This is a genomic window from Promicromonospora sp. NPDC023805 (assembly GCF_040639635.1).
In the GTDB taxonomy this organism is placed as follows: domain Bacteria; phylum Actinomycetota; class Actinomycetes; order Actinomycetales; family Cellulomonadaceae; genus Promicromonospora.
On the sequence record NZ_JBFAAH010000001.1, the window covers coordinates 160978 to 174389 of the forward strand.

At 72.2% G+C, this 13412-nt stretch carries 9 protein-coding genes; all 9 read right to left on the reverse strand.

Annotated features, from left to right (window positions below; all coding sequences use genetic code 11):
* Positions 1 to 27: 27 nt before the first annotated feature.
* The 9 genes from AB0F70_RS00805 to uvrA all read right to left on the reverse strand — a co-directional run bounded on the left by AB0F70_RS00805 (position 28) and on the right by uvrA (position 13321).
* Entirely contained in the window at positions 28 to 1836 is a 1809-nt protein-coding gene (locus tag AB0F70_RS00805; protein ID WP_357442482.1) for an ABC transporter ATP-binding protein, read from the reverse strand.
* The gene (locus tag AB0F70_RS00810) at positions 1833 to 2645 is read right to left on the reverse strand and encodes an ABC transporter permease (RefSeq protein ID WP_357442484.1); all 813 of its coding nucleotides are present in this window, start codon (positions 2643 to 2645) and stop codon (positions 1833 to 1835) included. The genes AB0F70_RS00805 and AB0F70_RS00810 overlap by 4 nt, the downstream gene beginning before the upstream one ends.
* The gene (locus AB0F70_RS00815; protein WP_357442486.1) at positions 2642 to 3607 is read right to left on the reverse strand and encodes an ABC transporter permease; all 966 of its coding nucleotides are present in this window, start codon (positions 3605 to 3607) and stop codon (positions 2642 to 2644) included. The genes AB0F70_RS00810 and AB0F70_RS00815 overlap by 4 nt, the downstream gene beginning before the upstream one ends.
* On the reverse strand, positions 3604 to 5250 hold the full coding sequence (locus AB0F70_RS00820; RefSeq protein ID WP_357442488.1) for an ABC transporter substrate-binding protein: 1647 nt from the start codon (positions 5248 to 5250) through the stop codon (positions 3604 to 3606). Before AB0F70_RS00820 ends, AB0F70_RS00815 begins: the two co-directional genes overlap by 4 nt.
* Before the next feature lie 445 nt (positions 5251 to 5695).
* Positions 5696 to 6685, reverse strand: coding sequence for a uridine diphosphate-N-acetylglucosamine-binding protein YvcK (gene yvcK / locus AB0F70_RS00825; RefSeq protein ID WP_357442490.1), 990 nt, complete (start codon positions 6683 to 6685; stop codon positions 5696 to 5698).
* A gap of 17 nt (positions 6686 to 6702) precedes the next feature.
* A complete protein-coding gene (rapZ, locus tag AB0F70_RS00830) occupies positions 6703 to 7641 on the reverse strand; it encodes an RNase adapter RapZ (protein ID WP_357442492.1) in 939 nt (312 codons plus the stop codon).
* A gap of 19 nt (positions 7642 to 7660) precedes the next feature.
* The gene (gene uvrC / locus AB0F70_RS00835) at positions 7661 to 9637 is read right to left on the reverse strand and encodes an excinuclease ABC subunit UvrC (RefSeq protein WP_357442494.1); all 1977 of its coding nucleotides are present in this window, start codon (positions 9635 to 9637) and stop codon (positions 7661 to 7663) included.
* A 120-nt stretch (positions 9638 to 9757) separates the two neighbouring features.
* Positions 9758 to 10243, reverse strand: a complete 486-nt coding sequence (locus AB0F70_RS00840) for an OsmC family protein (RefSeq protein ID WP_357442496.1) — start codon at positions 10241 to 10243, stop codon at positions 9758 to 9760.
* 132 nt (positions 10244 to 10375) lie between these two features.
* Positions 10376 to 13321: an excinuclease ABC subunit UvrA gene (uvrA, locus tag AB0F70_RS00845; protein WP_357442498.1), complete on the reverse strand. Its 2946-nt coding sequence runs from the start codon at positions 13319 to 13321 to the stop codon at positions 10376 to 10378.
* Between the last annotated feature and the right edge of the window lie 91 nt (positions 13322 to 13412).

Below are 13412 nucleotides of genomic sequence, written 5' to 3' on the forward strand. Positions count from 1 at the left end.
CGGGCGCGGGGCGCTGCGGTGCCTCGGTCATGTCAGGTCCTTCGGGTCGAGGTGCGCGGTCGGGCGGGCACCGGGGATCGCCGCGATCAGCTCGGCGGTGTACGGGTGGGTGGGGTGGTCGAAGACCTGCCCGACAGGGCCGGTCTCCACGAGCCGGCCGTCGCTCATCACGCCGACGTGGTCGGCGATCTGCCGCACCACCGCCAGGTCGTGCGAGATGAACAGGTAGGTGAGGCTCCGCTCCGCGCGCAGGCGGGCCAGCAGGTCCAGCACGCGGGCCTGCACCGACACGTCGAGCGCCGAGGTGGGCTCGTCGAGCACGAGCAGCTCCGGGTCGAGCGCGAGCGCCCGTGCGATCGCGACCCGCTGGCGCTGGCCGCCCGACAGCTCGGCGGGGCGCCGTCGGGCGAGATCCGGCGCGAGGTGCACCTGCTCGAGGAGGTGCGCCACCCGGTCGCGCCGTTCCGCGCGGTCTCCCACGCGGTGCGCGCGCAGGGGCTCCTCGACGACGGCGGCGACGGTGAACCGGGGGTCCAGGGAGGAGTACGGGTCCTGGTGCACCAGCTGCGTACGGCGCCGGGTGGCGCGGTCGTCGCCCACGGGGACGCCGTCCAGCTCGACGACGCCGGCGTCCGGCCGCTCCAGCCCGAGCACCAGGCGGGCGGTGGTCGACTTGCCCGATCCCGACTCCCCCACCAGCGCGAACGCGGACCCGCGCGGCACGGCGAACGAGACGTCGTCGACGGCGCGCAGCCGGTCGCGGCGGCCCAGCCGGAACTCCTTGACCAGGCCGCGCGCGCTCAGCAGGACGGGCTGCGGCGTGGTGTCGCTGCCCGCCGCGCCCGGGGCCGAAGCCCGGTCCGTCGTCGTGGCCGGTCCGGACGTCACCGCGGTGGTGACGGGTGCTTCGGCGGATGCGCTTGGCACAGTATTTCTGTCCAGCGTCGTCCTGCCGGGCGTCGCCGCGACCAGCTCGCGGGTGTACGGGTGCTCGGGGCTGCCCAGCACGCGGGCCGCAGACCCCTCCTCGACCACCAGCCCGTCCTTGAGGACCACCACACGGTCGGCACGGTCGGCGGCCACCGCGAGGTCATGGGTGATGAGCAGCACCGCGGTCCCCGCGCGCGACGTGAGGTCACCGAGCAGGTCGAGCACACGGCGCTGCACCGTGACGTCCAGGGCCGACGTCGGCTCGTCGGCGATCACCAGCTCCGGCTCGCACGCCATGGCGATGCCCACGAGCACGCGCTGCCGCATGCCGCCCGAGAGCTGGTGCGGGTACTGTCGCGCCCGCTCCGCAGGCCGGTCGAGCCCCACATCGCGGAGGATCCCGACGGCCCGCTCGCGTGCGGCCCGGCGCGGCGTCCCGTGCACCACGAGCGCCTCGGCGACCTGCTCCCCCACGCGCACCACCGGGTCCAGCGCCGTGCCCGGGTCCTGCGGTACGAACCCCACGCGGACGCCGCGCACGCGCCGCCAGGCGTCGGGCAGGAGGCCGCTGAGCGGCGTCGGGCGCGGCCCGGCGCCGAGCGTCACCTCGCCGGAGGTCACGTGGCCGCCGTCCGGCAGCAGGCCGATCAGGGCGTGCGCCGTCGTGGACTTGCCGCTCCCCGACTCGCCCACGAGCGCTACCACCTCGCCCGGGCGCACGTCGAGGTCCACGCCGTGCACCACCTCGTGGTCGCGATAGGCGACGCGCAGGCCGCGCACGCGCAGCAGGCTGCCCGACGGCGCGGGCGGTACCGCCGTCGGCTGCGTCGACTCTTGGGGTGCGGACGCCCGAGGTACGGACGCCCGAGGTACGGGCGCCGACGGCGTCCTCGTCGTGACTGTCATCGGTCGGTCCTTCCGTCGCGGGTGAGCGCCCGCCCGAGCACGCCCACCGCGAGCACGAACAGGGCGATGACCAGGCCGGGCAGCGTCGAGTACCACCAGGCGACCGCCAGGTAGTCGCGGCCCTCCGCCACCAGCGAGCCCCACTCGGGGGTGGGCGGCGTGGCGCCGTAGCCGAGGAAGCTCAGGGCCGAGACCGCGAGGATCACGGCGCCGAGCTCGACGGCCGCGAGCGCCAGCACCGGGCCGGCCGCGTTCGGGAGAACGTGCCGCAGCAGGACGGCGGTGCGGCCGGTGCCGGCCAGCCGTGCCGCCTCGACGTAGGTGGCGTGCCGCACGCGCAGCACCTGGCTGCGCATGACGCGGGCGAACGTCGCGACCGAGGCGATGCCGACGGCTATCGCTACCTTCACCGTCCCGAAGCCGAGGGCGGTGACCACCGCGAGCGAGAGGAGCAGGCCGGGGATGGCGAGCAGGACGTCGGTGGCGCGCATGAGCGCGTCGTCCACCGGCCCGCCGACGAAGCCCGCGACCAGGCCGATGCCGGATCCGGCCACCAGCGCGACGCCGATCGCGAGCAGCGCGGCCCGCACCGACAGGCTCGTGCCGTGCACGGTGCGCGCGAACAGGTCGCGGCCGAGGTGGTCGGTGCCGAACCAGTGGGCGCCGTCCGGCGGGAGGAGCTTGTCCGCGGGGACGCCGGTGATCGGGTCGTGGCCGCTGAACAGGCCGGGGACGAGCGCCCAGACCAGCACGAGGGCGACCGCCGCGAGCGCCACCAGCGGGGCGGGCCGGGTGAGGGTGCGGATCATCGGGCGCCTCCCCGGCCGCGGTGGGCTCCGGACAGGACGCGCGGGTCGAGCAGCGGGTGGGCGAGGTCGACGAGGAGGCTGGTGACGACGAACACCGCCGCGGCGACCACGACCAGCCCCTGGACGACCGGGATGTCCTGGGTGGTCACGGCGTTCTCGACGAGCCTGCCGAAGCCCTGCCGGGAGAACACCGTCTCGACCACGACGGTGCCGCCGAGCAGGTTGCCCACGAGCACGCCGAGCACCGTGACGGTCGGCAGGGAGCCGTTGCGGGCGACGTGTGCGCCGAGCACGCGGGCGCGGCCGGCGCCCTTGGCGAACGCCGTCTCGACGTAGGGCGCCCGCCAGGCCTCGCGCAGCCCCTGGGACAGCACCTGCGCGACGACGGCAGCGAGCCCGACCGCGAGCGTCACCGCGGGCAGGACCAGCGAGGCGAATCCCTCGTTGCCGACTGCGGGGAAGACGAACCAGGTGAACGAGAACAGGTGCAGCAGCACGAGGCCCACCCAGAACCCGGGCACCGCGACGCCGAGCGGGGGCAGCGCCAGCAGGAGGTCGCGCAGCCAGGCGGTCCTGGTCCAGGAGGCGAGGGTCGCGATGCCGACGCCGGCCGCCGCACCGAGCACGAGCGCCAGGCCGGCGAGCTTCGCCGTCTCCGGGAAGGCGTCGGCGATGAGGCGGGTCACGGGGGCGCCGCTGCTGATGGAGGTGCCGAGATCGCCCGTGAGGGTGCGGCCGAGCACCGTGAGGTACTGCTGGACCGGGCCCTGGTCGAACCCGTAGCGCTCGCGCAGCTCGGCGACGCGCGCGGGGTCCACGCGCTCGCCACCGGCGCCCTGGTCGAGCATGATCGCCACGGGGTCGCTGGGCAGCAGGTACAGGATCACGAACGACACGGTGAACGCCGCCCAGAGGACCGTGACGGCGCCGCCGACGCGGCGCAGGACGTGGGCGAGCATCATTCCTGCTCGATCCAGGCGTCGTGGAACAGCAGGCGCGAGGAGGCGTCGAAGGTCACGCCGTGCACGTCGCCGCGTACCCCGATGGACTGGGCGAGCTCGAACAGCGGGATCGCGAGCCCCTGGTCGAGGATCTCGCGCTGGGCCTCCGTGACCAGGGCCTCGCGTGCGGCCGGGTCGGCCTCGCCGAGCTGCTCGTCGAGCAGCGGGTCGACGGCGTCGTCGGGCTCGCGCAGGCTGAGGTTGCGCTGGGCGGTGGAGAACTGGGTGCGCAGGATGTCGGCGTCGGCCCGTGTGACGTTGTAGTAGTACAGGTCGTAGTCGCCGGACTCCTGGGCGGTGGTCTGCTCGGCGGCGGTGAGCTGCCGCAGCCTCAGGTCGATCCCCACCGCGCGCAGCTGCTGGGCGGCCAGCTCCAGCACCGCGCCGCTGCCCGTGAACACCGGGGTGTAGGTCACCTCGATCTCGAGCGGCTCGCCGTCCTTGGCGCGTAGACCGTCCGAGCCCTTCGTCCAGCCGGCGGCGTCGAGGATGCGGCCTGCCTCGTCCGGGTCGGAGGTGAGCAGGTCGGACTGGTCGGCGTACCCGGGCGTGGTGGACGCGAGCACGCTGGTCGCGGGCTTGAACGCCTCGGAGAGGACGGTGTCGACCAGCTCCTGGCGGTCGACCGCGACGAGGAGCGCACGCCGCACGTCCGGGTCGTCCAGCGGCGGCCGGGTGACGTTGGGCTGGAGCACGAACGGCACGCCGGGGTTGGCGCGGGTCAGCACCTCGCCGCCCGAGCCCTCGACCTGCGGCACGTCCTGCGGCAGCACGTCGCCGACGGCGTCGAACTGGTCGGACGCGAGCCCGCCGGCGCGCACCCCGGACTCCGGGACCACTGTGAACTCGATGGAGTCGAGGTAGGCCTCGCCCGCGTGCTCCGACGACTCGGGCGCCCAGTCGTAACCCTCACGCCGGGTGATCACGGCGCCCTGGTCCTGGGTGTAGCTCTCCAGGACGAACGGCCCGGAGCCGACGACGTCGCCCTGCAGCCGCTCGGCGGGGTCCACCTCAGCGGTCTCCTCGGACAGGATCGCCAGCGAGACCGTGGACGTGGCCTGCAGGAACTGCGCGTTGGCCTCGTCGAAGACCACCGTCGCGGTGCGCTCGTCAGGCACCTCGGTCTTCGTGTAGCCCGCGAGATAGCTGGCCGCGAGCGGCGCCGTCGCCCCGAGGTCGCCCGCGACGGCGTCGAAGCTGGCCCGCACGTCGTCGGCGGTGAGCGGGCTGCCGTCGGAGAACGTCACGCCGTCGCGCAGGTGGAACGTGAAGCGGGTCAGGTCGTCGCTGACGTCCCAGCTCTCGGCGAGCCAGGGCTCGATATCGCCGGTCTCCGGGTTCTGGTCGGTGAGCGAGTCCGCGAGCTGGCGGGCCACGTAGATGCTGACGTTCGTGCCGACCTGCTGCGGGTCGACCCCTGAGGGCGCCGCCCCGAGCGCGAACCGGAGCGTGCCGCCCGGGGTGGGGTCGGTGGGCGCTGCGCCGGAGGCGGCGTCGGGCCCGGCGCAGCCGGCGAGCGTGAGCGCGGCGACCAGGGCGGTCGCGATCGCGGCGGGTGCTGTCGGCGCGGGTGTGTTGGTGCGGCGGGGGTGGGTCGGGACCATGGGGTGTCCTCTCGGGGCACGGCGAAGCAGACCCGCGCGAGGGTGCGCGCAGGTCGGTCACCGGACGTGGGGTGAGGGCTGCTGGGGAGTGGCGTGCGGTGGGGCGACGGGGGCGCTGCTCGGTCCTACCTGGGGACGGTCAGCGACAGGCGGGACAACACTCGTCGACGGGACACATCACGTGACGCAGCACGGGACACTTGACGTAACGCCGCACGGGACGCTCGCGCATGACGGGGCGGATGGAGCGCGGGTGCGCGATCCGCACCGTGCCGTTCGTCGCTCGTGCCATGCCGGTCTCCCTCCGATTCGAATTCCCTATCTGATTGATAGGGATTCGGTACGGCGGGAAAGTACGTCGGGCCACAGAGCATGTCAACGGTGGTCGGGAAGGGTCTCGCATCTCGGACGGAACGCCCACCGGGCGCAGGACCTGCCTGCCGCGTCAGACGTCGCCGTAGACGCCCTCGAACACGTCGCGGTAGGCGGCGGCCAGGCGCAGCCCGTCGTGCTTGGTCGTGTCGTCGCCGCGCCGGACCTGGCGCATGATCACGCGCGCGCCCATGGACGCGGCGGCCGCCTCCAGGGCAGTGACGTCCTCGACCGCCGACGGGTCGGCGAGGACCGCGTCGATCCTGAGGCCGGGCGCGTGCTTGTGCAGGGCCTCCAGGTGGTCGACGGCGGTGAGGCCTTCCGTCTCGCCGTTCTCCGCGGACAGGTTGAGCGTCACGCAGCGTCGCGCCTTCGTGACGTGCAGGGCCTCGGCGATCGCCGGCACAAGCAGGTGCACCAGCACCGAGGAGTACCAGGACCCTGGGCCAAGGACCACCCAGTCGGCGTCGAGCACCGCCTGGACCGCCTCCGGGGGCGCGGGCGGGTCCGCCGGGAGCAGGCGTAGCTGCTCGATCCGGCCCTCGGTGACGGCCACGCGGCTCTGCCCGACCACGGTCTCCAGCGGGGGCTCGGGCTCGCCCGGCGCGGCGGCGTGCCGGACGTCCGCCTCGACCACCAGCGGCACCGACGCCATCGGCAGGACGCGGCCCCGGGCACCGAGCAGCCGGCCGACCCAGTCCAGGCCTTCTACCTCGTCGCCGAGCAGCTCCCACAGCGCCACGATCAGCAGGTTGCCCATCGCGTGGTTGTCCAGCTCGCCCGACGACGCGAAGCGGTGCTGCAGCATCGCGCTCCAGGTGCGGCCCCACTCGGAGTCGTCGCACAGGGCGGCGAGCGCCATCCGCAGGTCGCCGGGCGGCAGCACGTCGAGCTCGTCACGCAGGCGCCCTGAGGAGCCGCCGTCGTCGGCGACCGTCACCACCGCCGTGAGGCGGTCGGACATGAGGCGCAGGGCCGAGAGGCTCGCGGACAGGCCGTGGCCGCCGCCCAGGGCGACCACCGACGGGTTCTTGCTCCACTCCGGCGCGGGGACGTCCGGCACCCCTGGCGCGTGCGGGATCACTCGCGGCCCAGATCACGTGCCGACACGGAGACGAGCTGGCCCCGGGCACGGAGTCGTTCGGCGATGGCTTCGGAGATGGCGACGGAGCGGTGCTTGCCTCCCGTGCATCCCACGGCGATGGTCACGTAGCGCTTCTCCTCGTTGAGGTAGCCGGAGAGCACCGGAGCCAGGGCGTCGACGTAGCGGTCGATGAACTCGACGGCGCCCGGCCGGGCGAGCACGTAGTCGCGTACCGGCTGGTCACGCCCCGTCAGGTGCCGGAGCTCGGTGATCCAGTAGGGGTTGGCCAGGAACCGTACGTCCACCACGTGGTCGGCGTCCAGGGGTATGCCGTACTTGAACCCGAACGAGATGACGTTGACGCGCAGCACCTCGTTGATGTCGTGCGCCAGCCACCCGCGGATCTCCCTCGCGAGGTCGTGCACCGACAGGTCCGAGGTGTCGATCCGCAGGTCCGCGCGTGCGGCGAGGGTCGCGACGACGGACCGCTCCTCCGCTATGCCGTCGAGGATGCGGCCCTCGCCCTGCAGCGGGTGCGGCCTGCGGACCTGCTCGAACCGGCGCACGAGCACCTCGTCGCTCGCGTCCAGGAACAGGATCCGGTAGGCGACCCCTGCCTCCGTCATGTGCGCGAGCACCTTGTCCAGCTCGGAGAAGAACTGCCTGCCGCGGACGTCCACGACCACCGCCACGCGTTCGATGCTCGACCCCTTGGCCATGAGATCGACCAGCGGCACGAGCATCATCGGGGGCAGGTTGTCGACGACGTACCAGTCCAGGTCCTCCAGGACGGCCGCTGCACGCGACCGGCCGGCGCCAGACATTCCGGTGATCACCAGCACCTGCGGCTCGCTGTGCTCTGGGCCGTGCGTTGCGGCCTCGACCTCGGCGATGCCGTCCGGTGCGGTGATGGGTGACGGCTCGGTGTTGCTCATGGAGCCAAGCATGCCAGCGTCAGGCCTTGAGGGCGGCGACCACCGCCTCCGCCGTCTTGTCCCCCATGCCGCGCACGCTGGCGATCTCCTCGACGCTCGCGGCCTTGAGCCGCTTGAGGGAGCCGAAGTGGGTGAGCAGCACCTTCTTGCGCGCCGGGCCGAGCCCGGGGACGTCGTCGAGCACGGAGGCGGTCATCCCCTTGCTGCGCCGCCTGCGGTGCTGCACTATCGCGAACCGGTGCGCCTCGTCCCGGACGCGCTGCAGCAGGTACAGGCCCTCGCTGGAGCGCTGCAGGATGACGGGGTAGTCCTCCCCCGGCACCCACACCTCCTCCAGGCGCTTGGCCAGGCCGCAGAGCGCGACGTCGGTGATGCCGAGCTCGTCCAGCGCCCGCTTCGCGGCGGCGACCTGGGGCGGTCCGCCGTCGACCACGACGAGGCTCGGCGGGTAGGCGAACCGCGCCTTCTCCTCCGGCGCGTCGGCGGCCACCTCGCCGCCGGGGAGCTCGCCACCCGACAGCCCACCACCCGACAGCTCAGCGGCCATCTCGACGTCGTTGGACCGGAGCCGGTCGGCCAGGTAGCGCTTGAAGCGGCGCGTGATGACCTCGTGCATGGCCTCCGTGTCGTCGCGGGCGCCGTCGCCGTCCGACCCGCGGATGCTGAACGAGCGGTACTCGCTCTTGCGGGCCAGGCCGTCCTCGAACACCACCATCGACGCCGACTGGTAGGTGCCCTGCGTGTGCGAGATGTCGAAGCACTCGATCCGCAGGGGCGCCGACTCCAGGTCGAGCGCCTCCTGGATCTCCGCGAGGGCCTGGCTGCGGGTCGTGAGGTCACCCGCGCGGCGGGTGCGGTGGACCATCAGGGCGTGCTCGGCGTTCTTGCGGACGGTGGCCGCGAGCTCCTTCTTGTCGCCGCGCTGCGGTACCCGGACGTCGACGCGCGCGCCCCGCAGCCCGCTGAGCCAGGTGCCGACCTGCTCCAGGTCGGGCGGCAGCACCGGCACGAGGACCTCGCGCGGCACCGCGTCGCGGGCCTCGACCCCGTCGACCTCGTCCGCGGCCCCGTAGACCTGCTGCAGCAGGTGCTCCACGAGCTCGCCGTCGGTGATGTCCTCGACCTTCTCGACGATCCAGCCGCGCTGACCGCGGATCCGGCCCCCGCGGACGTGGAACACCTGGACGGCTGCCTCGAGCTCGTCGCCCACGAGGGCGAACACGTCGGCGTCCGTGGCGTCGCCGAGGACGACCGCGTTCTTCTCGGTGGCACGCCGCAGGGCCTCGATGTCGTCGCGCAGGCGGGCCGCCTGCTCGTACTCCATGTCGGCGGCGGCCTCCTGCATGCGCTTGGTGAGCCGGCGCTCGAACTTGGCCGTGTCGCCCGCCATGAAGTCGCAGAAGTCCAGGACGAGCGCCCGGTGGTCGTCGACGCTGATGCGGCCGACGCAGGGCGCCGAGCACTTGTCGATGTACCCGAGCAGGCACGGCCGGCCCGACTGGCCGGCCCGCTTGTAGACGCCGGCCGAGCACGTCCGGATCGGGAAGACGCGCAGGAGCAGGTCGAGCGTCTCCCGGATGGCCCAGGCGTGCCCGTACGGGCCGAAGTAGCGGGTGCCCTTGCGCTTCGCCCCCCGCATGACCTGGGCGCGCGGCACCTCCTCCCCCAGGGTCACCGCGAGGTACGGGTACGACTTGTCGTCCCGGTACTTCACGTTGAACCGCGGGTCGTACTGCTGGATCCAGGTGAACTCCAGGGCGAGCGCCTCGACCTCGGTGCCCACCACGGTCCACTCGACGGACGCCGCCGTCGTCACCATCCGCCGGGTGCGCTCGTGCAGGTTCGCTACGTCCTGGAAGTAGTTCGCCAGACGCTGGCGCAGGTTCTTCGCCTTGCCGACGTAGACGACCCGGCCGTGCTCGTCACGGAACCGGTAGACACCGGGCGAGGTCGGGATCTCTCCCGCCTTGGGTCGATAGGTAGCTGGATCCGCCATGCCCCAAACCTATGCGGTGCCACTGACAGTGACGCACGTGCGTCAGCGTTGAGTGCTGGGTATTTGCGCCTCATCCGGCTCCGGAGGCACAAATACCCAGCACTCAACGCTGGGGTGCGATCAGACGGTGACGTGGACCGGGGTCGGCTCCACTCGGACCGGGAAGTTCACCGACCGGGAGATGAAGCACATCGCGTGCGCCTTGTGGTGCAGAGCCGCGAGGTGCTCGTCCGTCGCGAGCTCGCCCGGGTCGACGACGACCTTCGGGTGCAACGTCACGTCGGTGAAGGCGCCCTCGCCCCGCGCCTCGACCCGCATCGTGCCGGTCGCCGAGTCCCGGTACTCGCGCACGATCAGGCCGGACTCCGCGGCCAGGTGCAGGAACCACAGCATGTGGCACTGGCTCAGGCTCGCGACGAAGAGCTCCTCCGGGCTGTTCCGCGCCGGGTCCCCGCGGAACGCGGGGTCGGCCGACCCGGGCAGCGGCGGCTTGTGCGGCAGATCGATCTCGTGGTCGCGCGAGTACGAGGTGTACGACGACGTCCCCGTCTCCCCCGCGCCTGTCCACCGCACCGTCACGGCATAGTCATGCGTGGCTCCGCTCATGTGCCCCACCCTAGGGCTGACCCGGCCCGGAAGCCATGCCTGGCACGCGGCTCCCGCAGGTCCGCGCCGAGGACGACCTCGGGTACCGGTCCGCGACGGATCCGGTACCCGAGGCCGTCCGGGGACGGGCGGTCAGGCGGAAGCGCCCGCCTTCGCCTTGGTCGCACTCTTCGCAGCGGGCTTGCGCTTCGGCTTGCCGTTCGCCGGCGGCAGCACCGGGACCTCGCCGGCCTGCGCGTGCCCCTCGAGGATCTCGGCGAGATACGTGCCCGTGTGGCTCTCCGGGACCGCCGCGACGGCCTCCGGCGTACCCTGCGCGACGACGAGACCGCCCCCGCTACCACCCTCTGGCCCCATGTCGACCACCCAGTCGGCGTTCTTGATGACGTCCAGGTTGTGCTCGATCACGATCACCGTGTTGCCCTTGTCTGCCAGCGACTGCAGCACACCGAGCAGACGGCGCACGTCCTCGAAGTGCAGGCCGGTGGTCGGCTCGTCCAGCACGTAGGCCGAACGGCCCGACGACCGCTTCTGCAGCTCCGCCGCCAGCTTGACGCGCTGCGCCTCGCCACCGGACAGCGTGGGCGCCGGCTGCCCGAGCCGCACGTACCCCAGGCCGACGTCGACCAGCGTGGACAGGTGCCGGGAGATCGCCGGGAACGCCTTGAAGAACTCCGCGGCCTCCTCGATCGGCATGTCGAGCACGTCGGCGACCGTCTTGCTCTTGAAGTGCACCTCGAGCGTCTCGCGGTTGTACCGCGCGCCGTGGCAGACCTCGCACGGCACGTAGACGTCCGGCAGGAAGTTCATCTCGATCTTGATGGTGCCGTCGCCCGCGCACGCCTCGCAGCGGCCGCCCTTGACGTTGAACGAGAACCGGCCCGGACCGTAACCGCGGACCTTGGCCTCCTCGGTCTCCGCGAAGATCTTGCGGATCCGGTCCCAGACGCCCGTGTACGTGGCGGGGTTCGACCGCGGCGTACGCCCGATCGGCCCCTGGTCCACGTGCACGACCTTGTCGAGCTGGTCCAGCCCTGTCACGCGCCGGTGCCGCCCGGCGACCCGACGAGCTCCGTTGAGCTGGTTCGCCATGACGGTGTACAGGATCGAGTTGACGAGCGTCGACTTGCCGGAGCCGGACACGCCCGACACCACGGTCAGGACCCCGAGCGGGAACGACACGTCGACGTTGCGCAGGTTGTTCTCGTGCGCGCCGATCACCGTGACCTGCCGGTCGTGGTCGATCGGCCGCCGCACGGCCGGCACCGGGATGGAGCGGCGCCCGGAGAGGTACGCGCCAGTCATCGACTCCTTCTTCTCGAGCAGGCCCGCGTAGTCACCCGAGTGGATGACCTCGCCGCCGTGCTCGCCGGCCCCCGGGCCGATGTCGACGATCCAGTCGGCCGCGCGGATCGTGTCCTCGTCGTGCTCGACGACGATCAGCGTGTTGCCGAGGTCCCGCAGGCGGGTGAGCGTGTCGATCAGGCGGCGGTTGTCCCGCTGGTGCAGCCCGATGGACGGCTCGTCCAGCACGTACAGCACGCCCACCAGCCCGGAACCGATCTGGGTGGCCAGCCGGATGCGCTGGGCCTCGCCGCCGGACAGGGTTCCGGCCGGGCGCTCCAGCGTGAGGTAGTGCAGACCGACGTCGAGCAGGAAGCCGAGCCGCGCGTGGATCTCCTTGAGGACCTCGGTCGCGATCTGCGCCTCGCGCACCCCGAGGACTATGCCCTTGAGGAACTCGGCCGCCTCGCCCACCGGCAGGCGGCTGACATCGGCGATGGACAGCCCGTCGATCTTGACCGCGAGCACCTCAGGCTTGAGCCGCGCGCCGCCGCACGTGGGGCACGGCACCTCGCGCATGTAGGCCTCGTACTTGTCCTTGGACAGGTCCGAGTCGGTCTCGCGGTGGCGGCGCTCCAGGAACGTCACGGCGCCCTCGAACCCGGTCGAGTACTGTCGTTCGCGGCCCCACCGGTTCTTGTACTTGACGTGCACCTTGTGGTCGCGCCCGTGCAGGATCGCCTCGCGGGCGCGCTCGGGCAGGGCCCGCCACGGCACGTCCATGGAGAACTTCATCTCCTCCGCGAGCGCCGCCAGCACGCGCTCGAAGTACTCCGACGACGTCTGCGCCCACGGGGCGACGGCGCCGCCGCGCAGCGTCTGCTCGTCGTCCGGCACGATGAGCTCGGGGTCGACCTCCAGCCGGAAGCCGATGCCCGAGCACTCCGGGCACGCGCCGTAGGGCGCGTTGAACGAGAACGTCCGCGGCTCGATCTCGTCGAGCGCGAGCGTGTGCTCGTTCGGGCAGGCCCGCTTCTCGGAGAACTTGCGGGTGCGCGTCAGGTCGTCGACGTCGGCGTCGACCAGCTCGATCATCACGAGGCCGTTGGCCAGGGTCAGCGCGGTCTCGACGGAGTCCGTCAGCCGGCGCTGCACGCCGTCGCGCGCCACGAGCCGGTCCACGACCACCTCGATGTCGTGCTTCAGCTTCTTCTCCAGCGTGGGCGGGTCGGTCAGCTGCACGACCTCGCCGTCGACCCGGGCCCGCGAGAAGCCCTTGGCCTGCAGCTCCTTGAACAGGTCCGCGTACTCGCCCTTGCGGCCGCGCACCACGGGTGCCAGCACCTGGTAGCGCGTGTCCTCTGGCAGCTCAAGGATCTGGTCCACGATCTGCTGCGGCGTCTGCGACTGGACCTTCTCGCCGCACACGGGGCAGAACTGCGTGCCCGCGCGGGCGAAGAGCAGGCGCAGGTAGTCGTAGACCTCGGTGATGGTGCCGACCGTGGAGCGCGGGTTGCGGTTGGTCGACTTCTGGTCGATCGACACCGCGGGCGACAGGCCCTCGATGAAGTCGACGTCGGGCTTGTCCATCTGGCCCAGGAACTGACGCGCGTACGCGGACAGCGACTCGACGTACCGGCGCTGCCCCTCGGCGAAGATCGTGTCGAACGCGAGCGACGACTTGCCGGAGCCCGACAGCCCGGTGAACACGATGAGCTGGTCCCTGGGCAGGTCCAGGGAGACGTTCTTCAGGTTGTGCTCTCGGGCACCCGAGACGACGAGACGATTGCTCACAGAAGTATCCTAGGGCGACCCACTGACATTCGCACGCCTGTTCTAGAAGTCAGGCTGACAGACTCGTCACACCCGCAGGGCGCCCGCAGGT